The sequence below is a fragment of the Pantoea sp. LMR881 genome (genome assembly GCF_027157825.1).
Taxonomy (GTDB): domain Bacteria; phylum Pseudomonadota; class Gammaproteobacteria; order Enterobacterales; family Enterobacteriaceae; genus Pantoea; species Pantoea haifensis.
Genome location: NZ_JAPVOK010000002.1, coordinates 1243008 through 1257683, shown reverse-complemented (window position 1 = coordinate 1257683; position 14676 = coordinate 1243008). Strand labels below are relative to the sequence as shown.

The 14676-nt window shown below is 49.7% G+C and carries 9 protein-coding genes and 5 pseudogenes; 6 read left to right on the top strand and 8 right to left on the bottom strand.

All coding sequences use genetic code 11. The features are described from left to right. Window positions 1-101: 101 nt before the first annotated feature. From O3W44_RS07740 to nagB, 4 genes and pseudogenes are all read right to left on the bottom strand, one after another. On the bottom strand, window positions 102-869 hold the full coding sequence (locus O3W44_RS07740; RefSeq protein ID WP_269292614.1) for an HAD-IIA family hydrolase: 768 nt from the start codon (window positions 867-869) through the stop codon (window positions 102-104). Between the two features lie 39 nt (window positions 870-908). Next, window positions 909-2130: pseudogene (gene nagC, locus O3W44_RS07735) on the bottom strand (DNA-binding transcriptional regulator NagC). Window positions 2131-2137: 7 nt separating this feature from the next. Continuing rightward, window positions 2138-3285: pseudogene (gene nagA, locus O3W44_RS07730) on the bottom strand (N-acetylglucosamine-6-phosphate deacetylase). A 62-nt stretch (window positions 3286-3347) separates the two neighbouring features. Continuing rightward, complete coding sequence (nagB, locus tag O3W44_RS07725) at window positions 3348-4148, bottom strand: glucosamine-6-phosphate deaminase (protein WP_269292613.1); 801 nt, start codon at window positions 4146-4148, stop codon at window positions 3348-3350. A 328-nt stretch (window positions 4149-4476) separates the two neighbouring features. On the opposite strand from nagB, the pseudogene nagE reads away from it, so the two are divergent. The 3 genes and pseudogenes from nagE to O3W44_RS07710 all read left to right on the top strand — a co-directional run bounded on the left by nagE (window position 4477) and on the right by O3W44_RS07710 (window position 8952). Next, window positions 4477-6506: pseudogene (gene nagE / locus O3W44_RS07720) on the top strand (N-acetylglucosamine-specific PTS transporter subunit IIBC). A 149-nt stretch (window positions 6507-6655) separates the two neighbouring features. Continuing rightward, a pseudogene (gene glnS, locus O3W44_RS07715) lies at window positions 6656-8324 on the top strand (glutamine--tRNA ligase). Between the two features lie 232 nt (window positions 8325-8556). Continuing rightward, window positions 8557-8952 (top strand): hypothetical protein, encoded by a 396-nt coding sequence (locus O3W44_RS07710; protein WP_269292612.1) that lies wholly within the window; start codon window positions 8557-8559, stop codon window positions 8950-8952. Window positions 8953-9010: 58 nt separating this feature from the next. Here the strand turns inward: O3W44_RS07710 and fur are convergent, their stop codons facing one another. The 4 genes from fur to ybfF all read right to left on the bottom strand — a co-directional run bounded on the left by fur (window position 9011) and on the right by ybfF (window position 11673). After that, window positions 9011-9454, bottom strand: a complete 444-nt coding sequence (gene fur / locus O3W44_RS07705) for a ferric iron uptake transcriptional regulator (protein WP_269292611.1) — start codon at window positions 9452-9454, stop codon at window positions 9011-9013. A 347-nt stretch (window positions 9455-9801) separates the two neighbouring features. After that, the gene (gene fldA / locus O3W44_RS07700) at window positions 9802-10332 is read right to left on the bottom strand and encodes a flavodoxin FldA (RefSeq protein ID WP_269292610.1); all 531 of its coding nucleotides are present in this window, start codon (window positions 10330-10332) and stop codon (window positions 9802-9804) included. A gap of 134 nt (window positions 10333-10466) precedes the next feature. Further along, window positions 10467-10742 (bottom strand): LexA regulated protein, encoded by a 276-nt coding sequence (ybfE, locus tag O3W44_RS07695; RefSeq protein WP_069728027.1) that lies wholly within the window; start codon window positions 10740-10742, stop codon window positions 10467-10469. A gap of 166 nt (window positions 10743-10908) precedes the next feature. Next, on the bottom strand, window positions 10909-11673 hold the full coding sequence (gene ybfF / locus O3W44_RS07690) for an esterase (RefSeq protein ID WP_269292609.1): 765 nt from the start codon (window positions 11671-11673) through the stop codon (window positions 10909-10911). Window positions 11674-11923: 250 nt separating this feature from the next. Here ybfF and seqA point away from each other — a divergent pair. The 3 genes and pseudogenes from seqA (at window position 11924) to O3W44_RS07675 (ending at window position 14623) form a co-directional block, all read left to right on the top strand. Beyond that, window positions 11924-12477: pseudogene (gene seqA, locus O3W44_RS07685) on the top strand (replication initiation negative regulator SeqA). A gap of 25 nt (window positions 12478-12502) precedes the next feature. Continuing rightward, window positions 12503-14143: a phosphoglucomutase (alpha-D-glucose-1,6-bisphosphate-dependent) gene (pgm, locus tag O3W44_RS07680; protein WP_269292608.1), complete on the top strand. Its 1641-nt coding sequence runs from the start codon at window positions 12503-12505 to the stop codon at window positions 14141-14143. A gap of 279 nt (window positions 14144-14422) precedes the next feature. Beyond that, window positions 14423-14623, top strand: coding sequence for a YbfA family protein (locus O3W44_RS07675; RefSeq protein WP_269292607.1), 201 nt, complete (start codon window positions 14423-14425; stop codon window positions 14621-14623). Window positions 14624-14676 lie beyond the last annotated feature (53 nt).

The following is a 14676-nucleotide window of genomic DNA, read 5'->3' as shown; positions in this document are numbered from 1 at the left end:
GATGTTTCGTTAATGAAATGGCGAAAGTGGGCGTTTTTTAATCAGGTCAGGTGTGGGTTTAGCGCGGTAAAGGGGACGCATCCGCCAAAATCCAGGATGCGTCATAAGCAGAAGGCATTAAAAAGATCAATATCGGCGACGGAAGGATAAATCCAGTCTGGACGGAAAGGCATGGCATCAATGTCGCTCAGGGTTGAAACGCCAGACAGAACTAACACCGTTTCGAGCCCTGCCTGAAAGCCAGCCAGGATATCGGTACGCAGGTTATCACCGACAATAATCGTTTCTTCAGAATGCGCCTGCATCTTATTTAGCGCAGCACGCATGATATAGGGGCTGGGCTTACCTACATAAAATGGCCGACGGCCCGAAATCTTTTCTATACCGGCACAGAGCGCACCACAGGCTGGTACAAAGCCGCGCGCATGGGTATCAGGATTGGTTGCGATAAAGCGTGCGCCATTAGCGACGAAGAATGCCGCTTTATGCATCATGTCCCAGTTAAATGAGCGCGTCTCGCCGACAATGACAAAATCTGGATTGATATCAGTAAGGGTGAAACCCGCTTTGTATAGCTCATGGGTCAGCGCGCCCTCGCCAATAACATAAGCTTTTTTACCTTCCTGGCGACGCAGAAAATCTGCGGTTGCCATCGCCGAGGTGTAAAAAACGGAATCTGGTATATCAATGCCTGCCGAAGCAAAGCGGTTCGCCAGATCCTGAGCCGTTTGCGATGGGTAATTAGTAAGCAGCACCAGCGGCATTTCTTTAAGCAGGATGCGATGCAAAAACTCTTTTGCGCCAGGCACAGCAATATTGTCATGCATCAGCACGCCATCAATATCGCAAATTACGCTTTTAAGGGTCATAGTTTTGGTCCGGTGTTGCCTGCCTTGAAGCAGGATCGCTTAATCTTCCAGCAGATGTTGCAGCAAGATACCGTTCAGCATGGCGCGCTTAGCCAGAGCAAAAGCGCCGATGGCAGAACGATGATCAAGTTCTGAACGCACTACCGGTAAATTTTTACGGAAGGCGTTGAGTGTCTGGGTATTAATACAGCCTTCGATAGCCGGTAACAGCACCTTTTCAGCCTCGGTGATCTCGCCTGCTAATACCACTTTTTGTGGATTGAACAGGTTAATCGCAATAGCTATCGCTTTACCTAAATAGCGTCCTACATATTCGATAACTTCACATGCCAGCGCATCGCCTTGGTTGGCTGCTTTGCAAATCTGCGGCATTGAGCAGGTTTCCTGCGTCAACACGCTGGGGTAACCCTGTTTCAACAAATTGCGCACACGATTTTCAATCGCACCGTTAGCGGCAATGGTTTCAAGGCAACCAAAATTACCACAGTGACAGCGTTCGCCCAGCGGATCGACCTGAATATGGCCAATCTCGCCAACGTTACCGTTACTGCCGAGAAAAAATATGACCGTTAGTTATAATGCCTGCGCCAGTGCCGCGATGTAAGCGCACCAGAATAGAGTCTGCACAGTCGCGACTTGCACCAAAATAGTGCTCAGCCAGGGCCAGGCTGCGAATATCGTGACCAACAAAACTGGTGACGTTAAACCGTTGCGTTAAGTTAGCGACTAAAGGCCAGTGACTGACAGTGATATGCGGCATATAACGAATCACGCCGTTGATAGGGTCAACCAGACCAGGAAGAATGACTGATATGGCGATTAGCTCGCGAATTTTGCGCTGGTGCAGCTCAGTAAACGCGGCGATGGCGTCAAACAGCGCATATTCCAGCGTCTCCTGCGTGCGCTCTGGCAGAGGGTAATCTTCTTGTGCCAGCGATTTACCGCTCAGATCAAACAGCGTCAGCGTGGCATCGTAACGGCCTAAACGCACCCCAATGGTATGAAAATTACGGGTTTCGGTGATGATGGAAATTGCGCGGCGTCCGCCGGTGGACGCTTGTTGGTCCACCTCTTTTATCAGGCCGCGCTCAATCAGTTGACGGGTAATTTTAGTGACGCTGGCGGGCGCAAGCTGGCTTAATTCAGCAATCTGTATGCGTGAAATTGGCCCTTGTTGATCGATTAGCCGGTAAACGGCCGCACTGTTAAGTTGTTTGACAAGATCGACATTTCCAATTTGTGTCTGGCCGCCAGTGGTCATTCAATACTTACTCGCTCAGGACGTCGTCTCCGTTGACTAACGTCTTAGTGATTTTAAAATCGCGTGTGAAAACAGTAAGGTTAGCCACTTTACCGGCTTCAATTGATCCTAACTGCTTATCTAAGCCCATGGCGCGAGCCGGGTAGAGGCTGGCCATTCTTAAGCTTTCATCTAACGCGATACCAGCCTGTTCGACGCAGTTTTTTACTGCTTCAATCATCGTAACAGCAGAGCCGCTGATAATGCCTTCAGCATCAACAACCAGCCCGTTGCGGTAGTATATTGTTTTACCCGCAAAAAGAATTGTTCAATTGTCGAGCCAGCAGGGGCAACAGCATCGGTAACAATGACCAGCTTATCGCCCTTAAGGCGTTTAGCATTGCGAATATTGGCGTAATGGACATGAACGCCGTCAGGAATAATACCGCAGTAGACATCAGGAGCGTCTAACAGCGCGCCAATCAGGCCAGGTTCACGCCCGACAATTTGTGGCATGGCGTTGAAAAGATGCGTGGCAAAGCCAATGCCGGCATTTATTCCTTCTCTGGCCTCATCAAACGTGGCGTTTGAGTGACCCGCTGAGACGACAATACCGGCAGCACGCAACTGACGAATGGTGTCGCTGCCTGCCATTTCAGGTGCCAAAGTCACTTTTGTAATGACATCTGCGTTGTCGCACAGATACTGCACTAAAGCGGGATCGGGAAGACGGATCAAGGCGGGATTGTGAGTACCTTTCTTGATGACATTCAACCACGGGCCTTCAAGATGCAGACCCAGCGCCTGATTTTGATGCTTTTTCAGATAAGCCCGCATGGTGTCAATCGCACGCTTCATCAGTTCATCGCTGCTGGTGATCAACGTAGGCAGGAAGCTGGTACAGCCCGCTTTTTCATTGGTGCGCTGCATGATTTCTAGCGTTTCAATGCTTAGCGCATCAATGTCGTCATTGAACTGCACACCGCCGCAACCATTGAGTTGCAGATCGATAAAACCGGGAGCAATGACGGCACCAGCAACATCGCGCTGCTCCACGTTTGCGGGCAGAGCCTCGCGTGGACAGACGCGCTCAATTTTGCCTTCAGCAATAACCACCGCGTGATTGTCCAGAATCTCATAGCCGCTGAAAATACGACCGTTAACTAATGCATACATAGGGGTTCTCCCGGTCAGACCTGCTTTTGCACGGGGCAACGGCAGACATTTATAACGTGGTCTTAAACACCTTTCATATTTTCCGCTTCCATTTCGCGGAAATATTTAACCGTTTTCATTTTCAACTCCATGGTGGCTGGTTCATCACACACCACCACAGCTTTTGGATGTAGCTGCAGGCAGCTAATGGTCCACATATGATTGACATGGCCTTCAACCGCAGCCTGTAAGGCCTGGGCTTTAATATGGCCAGTCACCAAAATCATGACTTCTTCTGCATCCAGCAGTGTACCGACGCCAACGGTCAGTGCGTATTTTGGGACCTGATCCACATCGCCATTAAAGAAACGCGAGTTTGCGACGCGGGTATCATGCGTCAACGTCTTGATACGTGTGCGGGAGGCCAGAGAAGAGGCAGGTTCATTAAACGCGATGTGTCCATCGTTACCTACGCCGCCCATGAACAAGTGAATTTTGCCCAATGCGCGAATTTTTTCTTCATACTGTCGGCATTCTGCGTCAATGTCAGGCGCATTGCCATTCAGAAGATTGATGTTTTCGGGTTGAATATCAACATGATCGAAAAAATTACGATACATAAAGCTGTGGTAGCTTTCCGGGTGATCTTTAGGCAAGCCAACATACTCATCCATGTTGAAAGTAATGACGTGTTTGAAGCTAACCTGGCCCGCTTTGTGCATCTCAATCAGGTGCTTGTAAGCTTCCAGCGGCGTGCCGCCGGTGGGCAAACCCAGTACAAAAGGACGGTCGGCGCTGGGGTTAAAGGCATTAATGCGGTTAACGATATGGCGTGCGGCCCACTTACCAACCTGTGTAGGCGTGGCTAAAGGAATCAGTCTCATATTTCACCTCAGTTAACGAATTAGAAAAATTTGACGCTTTACCGTTGTACTCAGTATCAGCCTAAACTGCTTGCGCGTTATCGCCACGGCAGTTCTGCGTCTTGATATTTTGGATCATAAAATAAGTTAAACGCGATAGCCAGATGGAGCAGCATGAACAGACCTTTTTGGTGATTAAAATCACGTTTGGCGCGGTTTTAATTTGCGAGGCGAATTAAACTATCATTACACTTCGCGGGATGAAGAAAGTTATTACAGGGCTTTGCTGCTGACAAAATAATATTAAGCGGCAGCAGAGTGATAAGCGGGTTTCATAGGGGAAGGGCAAATGTTAGGTTATTTACAGAAGGTTGGCCGCGCACTCATGGTGCCGGTAGCAACCCTGCCAGCAGCAGCGATTTTAATGGGGGTAGGGTACTGGATTGATCCGGATAGTTGGGGCGCAAGTAATGCGTTTGCCGCGTTACTGATTAAATCCGGTGCCGCCATCATTGAGAATATGTCCGTGTTGTTTGCCATTGGTGTGGCTTATGGCATGTCTAAAGACAAAGATGGGGCAGCCGCGTTGACCGGTTTTGTTGGCTTCCTTGTTGTCACCACTCTCTGTTCACCGGCCGCTGTCGCCATGATTCAAAAAATGCCGCTGGAACAGGTTCCTGCTGCGTTTGGTAAAATTAATAATCAGTTTGTTGGCATTCTGGTGGGAATTTTGTCAGCTGAGGTCTACAACCGCTTCAGCCACGTTGAATTGCCTAAGGCCCTCTCTTTCTTTAGTGGTCGGCGGCTGGTGCCAATACTGGTTTCCTTCCTGATGATTCTGGTGGCGTTCATTCTGATGTACCTCTGGCCCATTATCTTTAATGGTCTGGTTGGTTTTGGTGAGCACATTCAAAGACTGGGTTCAGTGGGAGCGGGTATTTACGCCTTCTTCAACCGTATTCTGATTCCGGTTGGCCTGCATCATGCGCTGAACTCGGTGTTCTGGTTTGATGTGGCTGGCATTAATGACATTCCTAAATTCCTTGGCGGTGCCCAGTCACTGGCCGACGGTTCAGCGACAATGGGGATTACAGGGCGTTATCAGGCTGGTTTCTTCCCGATTATGATGTTTGGCCTGCCGGGGGCGGCATTAGCGATCTATCAGTGCGCACGCCCTGAAAATCGCGCCAAAGTTGGCGGGATCATGCTGGCTGCCGCGTTTGCCGCATTCTTCACGGGTATCACTGAGCCGCTGGAATTCTCCTTCATGTTTGTGGCACCGGTGCTTTACGTGATTCACGCTGTGTTGACCGGTATTTCAGTCTTTATCGCGGCCAGCATGCACTGGATTGCCGGTTTCGGTTTCAGTGCCGGTTTAGTGGATATGGTGCTTTCTACACGTAACCCATTAGCGACGCACTGGTACATGCTGATCCCACAGGGGTTGGTGTTCTTTGCGATTTACTATGTCGTGTTCCGCTTTACCATTCAAAAATTCAATCTGATGACGCCGGGCCGCGAGCTGGCGGTTGCGGGTGATGAAACGGATGGTTATGACGTCAACGTTGATAAAAATGCTGAAGGTGAAAACGCGACCGAATCGCTGGCTCGCCGCTATCTTGGCGCGGTAGGCGGTTCCGATAATTTGACGGCTATTGATGCCTGCATTACGCGCCTGCGTCTCAATGTCAAAGATGCTGCACAGGTGAATGAAGCGGTAGCGAAGCGTCTTGGCGCGTCAGGCATCATTCGCCTGAATAAACAAAGCGTGCAGATTATTGTCGGAACCCAGGCAGAAAGCATCGCATCGGCAATGAAAAAGTGCTGGCCAAAGGTCCGGTGGCCGCAGCAACAAGCGGCGGCAGTGCGCCAGCCGTTGCTGAAGTAAAACCGCAGGCTGTGATGAAGAGTGAAGTCGCTGTGATTGCTACCCTGTTAGCACCAGTAAGCGGTGAAGTCGTTGCGCTGGATGAGGTGCCAGATGAAGCCTTTGCCAGCAAAGCTGTCGGTGAGGGCCTGGCCATTAACCCGAGCGATAAAACCGTTGTCGCGCCCATTGCCGGAACCGTAGTAAAAATCTTTAATACCAATCACGCGTTCTGCCTCGAAACCGAAAATGGTGTTGAAATTGTGGTGCATATGGGGCTGGATACCGTGGCGCTTAACGGTAAAGGGTTCACGCGCTTAGTTGAAGAGGGTGCAACCGTGACGGCTGGCCAGCCGGTTCTGGAAATGGATCTTGCCTTCCTCAATGCCAATGCACGCTCAATGATCAGTCCGGTTGTCGTGAGCAACAGCGAAGACTTTGCCGGTTTGACGCTGCTTGCCAGCGGTCACGTGGTGGCGGGTGAAACGCGGTTGTATGAAGTAAAAGGCTAATTACCACGCAATCTCATCCCAAAGGCAGGTGTTCCCTGCCTTTTTGTTTTTATCGCTTAACAAACGGTTGTTTCCCTTCGGCGCTTTGTGGATCATACTCCGTTACTTCGTGGTACAAATCACCCGCTATTCGTATTGAGGATTTTGTGATGAGTGAGGCTGAAGCCCGCCCAACTAACTTTATTCGTCAAATCATTGACGAAGATTTGGCGAGCGGTAAGCACAGCAGCGTGCATACCCGTTTTCCGCCAGAGCCAAATGGTTACCTGCATATTGGTCATGCGAAATCGATCTGCCTGAATTTTGGCATCGCTCAGGATTATCAAGGGCAATGTAATCTGCGTTTTGACGATACCAATCCGGTTAAAGAGGACGTGGAATTCGTTGAGTCGATTAAGCGTGATGTGCAATGGCTGGGTTTTGAGTGGAGTGGCAACGTCTGTTATTCCTCAGACTATTTCGATCAGCTTTACAACTACGCGGTTGAACTCATCAACAAAGGTTTGGCCTACGTTGATGAACTCACGCCTGAACAGATTCGCGAATATCGTGGCACCCTGACGGCACCGGGCAAAAACAGTCCCTATCGCGATCGCAGCGTTGAAGAGAATCTCGCGCTGTTTGAAAAAAATGCGCAAGGGCGAGTTCGAAGAGGGTAAAGCCTGCCTGCGCGCCAAAATCGATATGGCATCTAACTTTATCGTGATGCGCGATCCGGTGTTATACCGTATCAAATTTGCTGAACACCATCAGACGGGTAACAAGTGGTGCATCTATCCGATGTATGACTTTACCCACTGCATCTCTGATGCGCTGGAAGGCATTACGCATTCGCTCTGTACGCTGGAGTTTCAGGACAACCGTCGCCTGTATGACTGGGTGTTAGATAACATCACCATTCCGGTTCATCCTCGTCAGTACGAATTTTCTCGCCTGAATCTTGAATATGCAGTGATGTCGAAACGTAAGCTGACGCAGCTGGTGAGTGAAAAGCATGTTGAAAGCTGGGACGATCCGCGCATGCTGACCGTTTCTGGCTTACGTCGTCGTGGTTATACCGCATCGTCGATTCGTGAGTTCTGCCGCCGTATCGGTGTCACCAAACAAGACAACATTGTTGAGATGGCTTCACTGGAATCCTGCATTCGTGATGACCTCAACGAAAACGCACCGCGTGCAATGGCTGTGCTGGATCCGTTAAAAATCGTTATCGAGAACTTACCCGCAGGCCACACTGAAATCATCAGTATGCCTAACCATCCGAACAAACCGGAAATGGGCACGCGTGAGGTTCCGTTTAGCCGTGAAATCTGGATCGACCGCGCTGACTTCCGGGAAGAAGCCAACAAGCAGTACAAACGCCTGGTGCTGGGTAAAGAAGTGCGACTGCGTAACGCTTATGTGATCCGTGCTGAGCGCGTAGCAAAAGATAACGACGGCAATATTACCTGCATCTACTGCGTATGCGACGTTGATACGTTAAGCAAAGATCCGGCAGATGGTCGCAAAGTCAAAGGCGTCATTCACTGGGTTTCAGCTGAACATGCACTGCCAGCAGAGTTCCGTCTTTACGATCGCCTGTTTAGCGTGCCGAATCCGGGCGCAGCGGAAGATTTCCTCTCGGCGATTAATCCAAACTCCCTGGAAATTAAGCAGGGATTTGTTGAGCCGGGGCTGGGTCATGCTGAAGCCTCTTCACCTTATCAGTTTGAGCGTGAAGGCTATTTCTGCGCAGACAGCGTTTATTCAACACCGTCACAGTTGGTGTTCAACCGCACGGTAGGATTACGTGATACCTGGGCTAAAATCGGCGATTAAAGATTTTTATCCCAGGCATGATAAAAAGACAAAAGGGCGAGCAATCGCCCTTTTTATGGCTGCGATTTATTCCAATACAAATGTTTGTGCTGATATGTTCAAAAAGCGTTCACGGAAAAAAATGGGATGAATCTGAGTTTAATAAAATTAATCAATTACAAGATGTTAATTGTCTTTTTTCAGGTAGGCTATGCGCACTTAAGCGTTGCTAAACGGGGTTATAAGGAAAAAAATGACCGTTCTCGCCCAGGAAGCTAAACACAGTGTCGTCGTGTTACATCAGCTAATTGAACGTATTTTTAACCAGTCTGGCGCGGCAGATGATAGCTTTCATCTCCTGCTCTCGCACTTTCATCCTGACTTCAGTATGGTGACGCCGCAAGGGAAACAGCTCAACCTGAATGACGTCGAAGAGCTGTTCCGTCAGTTGCAGGGGCAACGTGAAGGGATGCGTATCGCCACCAGTGAACATATTATCCTTTCACAACGTCCGGATGAAATCACGATACAATATCGGGGGTTGCAGATAATGAACGGTCATAATCAAAGCCGCATTTCACTGGCTATTCTTGATTGCAGCACTTCCATTCCTCGCTGGCGCTACTTACAGGAAACGCTGGTAGCCTGATTTCAGGCAGAAAAAAAGCCGGTATCTCACCGGCTTTTTCATCTCTGTGCAAAGCGAATTATTTGTCGTGCAGCGATTCGTCTTCGCGGCAGTCACCCAGCGAGCAGTGTCCATACAGATACAGGCTGTGGTTAGAGAGTTTAATGCCATGACGTGTTGCGATTTCATGTTGGCGTGTTTCGATTGATTCGTCACTGAATTCAATCACTTTACCGCAATCCAGGCAGATCAGGTGATCGTGATGATGCTGTTGCGTTAACTCAAAGACAGATTTACCGCCTTCAAAGTTGTGACGGGTCACAATTCCTGCATCATCAAACTGGTTAAGCACGCGATATACGGTTGCCAAACCAATCTCTTCGCCCATATCGATCAGGCGTTTATATAAGTCTTCCGCGCTGACGTGATGGCATTCAGGTTCCTGAAGCACTTCCAGAATTTTCAGTCTGGGCAGCGTGACTTTCAGGCCAGCCTTCTTTAATGCGGTATTGTTGTCAGTCATGCGGATTTTGTCCTGTTACTTTAATCACTTTTGTGGCGCTTGGCCTTGAATGTCGATCTACACTCATTCTCATTTGCGTCTCATTATAGAACTGAAGCACCGAAATGAAAACCGAGGGACGCGCCGAAAATCGCCACAGTCTGTAAGGTATTTACAGCGGAAGGGGATTTCTGCAGGAATCAGTTAACATTTCGCTCTACCTCATCTCTGGTCCAGAGAAATAAGCGGATGACCGATGGGGGTATTCTACAGATTAAACAAAGAAAGTTAAAAAAATGTGGCTATTATTTCTATAGGAAATTCCATTGACTCAATGTGAGCCAGCGCCCACATTGAGTCTGAAAAGGTTATGCTTCGATAATCTCTTTGAGCTGCAGCTCATCAAAAATCTGCTTAACCCATGTCTCGACACGTTCATTTGTCAGTTCAGGCTGACGATCTTCGTCAATGGCCAGACCGAGAAAATGTTTATCGTCTGCCAGGCCTTTAGAAGCTTCGAAATGATAGCCTTCAGTTGGCCAGTGACCGACAATCACTGCGCCGTTTGGCTCGATGATATCGCGGATGGTGCCCATCGCATCACAGAAGTACTCTGCATAATCTTCCTGATCGCCACAGCCGAACAGGGCGACCAGTTTGCCGTTGAAGTCGATCTCTTCCAGCGTCGGGAAAAAATCATCCCAGTCGCACTGCGCTTCGCCATAATACCAGGTTGGGATGCCCAGCAGCAGGATGTCAAACGCTTCCAGATCTTCTTTGGTACTTTTCGCGATGTCATGGACTTCCGCAACGTCTTTACCCAGTTGTTTCTGGATCATTTTTGCAATGTTTTCGGTGTTGCCGGTATCGCTGCCAAAGAAGATGCCTACGATTGCCATGGGTAAAATAACCTCTTAAATCCTGATGATGAGATGTGTGCCAAAAAGCACATTTCTGCGAATAATAGCAGACGTGACAAAAGCGCGGAACTTGTAAAGCCGCGACATTTGTTTTTGCGTGCGTTTTGCGCGCGTCAGTCCAGTTTGAGTTGTGCCAGCAGCATTTGTTCAATTAATTCGCTGCGGCTGAGATTGCGCTGTTCCGCCAGGGTATTAAGGGCTTCGACGGCTTCGCTGTTCATTTTAAGTTCGACACGGCGTAACCCGCGCCCTTTGTCACGTTTCAGTTGGTTGCGCTTGTTGATACGCAGTTGTTCATCACGCGAAAGCGGACTGGTTTTAGGGCGACCAGGGCGACGCTCGTCGGCAAACAGATCAAGCGTAGTGCGGTCAGTGTGTTCTTTTGCCATGGCTTTGTGAAACTGAATAGGCGCGAGCGAAATTTACGCTGCGCAGATTATTAATTATTGGCCCTTGCCGCAGTAAAAATAACCGACGGCAAAATTTTAGCGCGCCATCATACTCCACGCTAACCGCGGACGCCAATCCTAAACCTTTGCTGCCAGGTATTTGCTTTTAAAGCGCAAAAAAACGCCGCACGCTACGTAACACGGCTTCAGGTTTTTCAGCATGCACCCAGTGTCCTGCACCGCTGATAACGTGAGCATGGGCGGCCGGAAACTGTTTCAACAAGGCGTCCCGATAACGATTATCCAGATAAGCTGAGTCACCGCCACGAATAAACAGAGCAGGGTGCGGCCACGCAGGCACCTCTTGCCAGCCCGAAATGGCCGCGTAATTATCCCATAACACCGGCACATTAAACCGCCATTCCCCTTCATGGAAGGATTTAAGGATGAACTGAATCACCCCTTCTTCAGCAATCACGCTGCGCATGACCTGTGCCGCATCACTACGACGCTGCACACCAGATTCGCTGACGGCATTGATCGCAGCAAAAATGTCGTCATGGCGGCGGGTTTGATAATCGACCGGCGCTATGTCAATCATCACCAGCTGTTCAAGGCGTTCTGGCGCCAGGGCGCTCATGGTCATGGCTATTTTGCCGCCCATTGAGTGCCCAATCACTGAAACCCGCTCAATTCCGTGCGCATCCAGGGTATCAAACATATCCTGTGCCATCACAGCGTAGCTCATCTCGTCGGCACGCGGCGATAATCCATGATTACGGACATCAACCTGGATCAAAGGGCGAGCATCTTTCAATTCCCGCGCCAGCACGCCAAGGTTATCGAGGCTGCCAAAAAGGCCGTGAATGAGCAGGATGGGTAAAGAATCAGCGGGTGATTGTTCAGTTTGCAGACGGGCGTTCAAAATCATGGCAAAGTTCTTAAGTTTGAGACCTAAGCTTAGGTTATCATGGATTCACCTTTTCAGGCGCGCCGGTTCCAGCGGCATTAGGACATATTCTGACTTTTGCCCATAAACCGTTTGAATACTAACAGCCCGCCCGAATTTAACTTTATAATCCTCGTGTTAGAACCCGCTCACATTCTTAAAAGCTAAAATTTGCTATGGGCTTTTGAGGAATGAAATGGTTCTGTCATGAGAAAAAACCGTACGGAATAAGATGAAAACGATCGAAGTTGACGAAGAGCTCTACCGTTATATTGCCAGCCATACGCAGCATATTGGCGAAAGCGCATCGGATATTCTGCGTCGCATGCTGAAATTTACCGCCGGTCAATCTCAACCTGCGCCCACCGTTGCTCAAAACGCCGCCAGTGCTGATACCAAAGAGGCACAACCGGTGCTGCGTGCCGAGTCGCGTCCTCAGGATCGCGTGCGTGCGGTACGCGAGCTCCTGCTTTCCGATGAATACGCGGAGCAGAAGCGGGCGGTCAATCGTTTTATGCTCATTTTGTCAACGCTCTATCGTCTTGATACTACAGCGTTTGCGGAAGCAACTGCCTCGTTACAAGGGCGCACCCGCGTTTATTTTGCAGGTGATGAGCATACGCTGTTGCAAAATGGCACCCATACTAAGCCGAAGCATGTGCCCGGCACACCGTACTGGGTGATTACTAATACCAATACCGGTCGCAAATGCAGCATGGTTGAACACATCATGTTGTCGATGCAGTTCCCCAGGAACTGACAGAGAAAGTTTGCGGCACCATTTAAACTGAAGCGTCAGGGAGAAGCGCCAATGGCCAATCACCCCCGTGCCGGGCAACCTGCCCAGCAGAGCGATTTGATTAACGTTGCACAATTAACCTCACAGTATTATGTCCTGCAGCCCGATGTGGCGAACCCGGAACATGCGGTGAAATTTGGCACATCAGGCCATCGTGGTAGCGCAGGACGTCAAAGCTTCAACGAAATGCATATTCTGGCGATTGCGCAAGCGATAGCTGAAGAGCGTAAAAAGAACGGTATTACTGGCCCATGTTATGTGGGTAAAGACACACACGCCCTGTCTGAACCGGCTATTCTGTCGGTGCTGGAAGTGCTGGCCGCGAATGGCGTTGACGTCATCGTGCAGCAGGAGAATGGCTATACGCCCACGCCTGCTATTTCTAACGCCATCCTTGAGTACAACAAGCAGGGCGGCGCGCTGGCGGATGGCATCGTCATTACGCCATCGCACAACCCGCCGGAAGATGGCGGCATCAAATACAATCCGCCAAATGGTGGACCGGCTGATACCAATGTCACTAAAGTGGTAGAGGATCGCGCTAACCAGTTGATCAAAGAGGGCTTAAAAGACGTTAAGCGTCTGAGCCTGAATGAAGCCTGGGCAAGCGGTCACATTGTCGAGCAAGATCTGATCCAACCTTATGTTGAAGGTCTGGCGCAGGTCATCGACTTTGAGGCGATTCAAAAAGCAGGCCTGAAAATCGGTGTCGATCCGCTTGGCGGTTCGGGCATGGCGTACTGGCAACGTATTGCCAAGCACTATAAGCTCGATCTCACCATCGTTAATGATGCTATCGATCAAACCTTCCGCTTTATGCATCTCGATAAAGACGGTGTGGTGCGCATGGACTGCTCATCTGAGTGCGCAATGGCGGGCCTGCTGGCTTACCGCGACAAATTCGATTTGGCCTTTGGTAACGATCCAGATTATGACCGTCACGGTATCGTCACGCCCTCAGGTTTGATGAACCCGAATCACTACCTGGCGGTAGCCATCAACTATTTGTTCCAGAACCGTCCTCAATGGGGCAAAGACGTTGCGGTAGGTAAAACGCTGGTTTCCAGTGCGATGATCGACCGCGTTGTTAACGACATTGGGCGCAAACTGATTGAAGTGCCCGTGGGCTTCAAGTGGTTCGTTGATGGCCTGCATGATGGCAGCTTTGGCTTTGGTGGTGAAGAGAGCGCAGGTGCATCGTTCCTGCGTTTCGATGGCACACCATGGTCAACGGACAAAGATGGTATCATCCTGTGCTTGCTGGCGGCTGAAATTACTGCCGTAACCGGGAAAAACCCGCAGCAGCATTATGATGAACTGGCTGAGCGTTTTGGTGCGCCAAGCTATAACCGTTTACAGGCGTCAGCAACTTCCGCACAGAAAGCGGCGTTGTCGAAGCTTTCTCCAGAAATGGTCAGTGCGGATACGCTGGCGGGCGATCCGATTACTGCGCGCCTGACAACTGCGCCAGGTAACGGTGCTTCCATCGGTGGCTTGAAAGTCATGACGGAAAACGGCTGGTTTGCAGCACGACCGTCTGGCACAGAAGACGCTTACAAAATCTATTGTGAAAGCTTCCTCGGCGCAGAGCATCGCGCGCAGATTGAAAAAGAAGCGGTAGAAATTGTCAGCGAAGTGCTGAAAAACGCCTGATAAAGGCATAAGGAAAAAGGCGCCGCTGGCGCCTTTTTTATGGTATTAAACGCCAGCCAGCCCCACCGATTCCGCGTTTTACTGACGTTATTTGCCTGTTTTCGCAACCCACTTTAAACCCTTCTGTAACGCTGTTTTAATCTCTTACCTGCCTGAACGTATAAATAAGTAACTGGGTAAAAATAAGTGGTCTGATGAGGTGTAAAAATGCACAACCAGGCGTAATATTAGACACAGATCACATTCATCCCTTGTTGGCGTAGCGGAAGGAGGTTAAGGATGTACACAAATTATCCACTTCATAGAATTATTTTGCGTCGTACCCTGGTTATTGTACTGGGCGTGCTGGCGTTACCCGTCATGCTGTTTCGTCAGGATCGTGCGCGGTTTTACAGTTATCTGCATCGTATGTGGTGTAAAACCAGCGCCAAACCGGTGTGGCTGGCACAGGCAGAAGCGGCAGGCAGTGATTTCTGGTAATAGGTTGGTTGAGTAAAAAAGCCTGATCGCGTTATCAGGCTTTTTTATAGCCG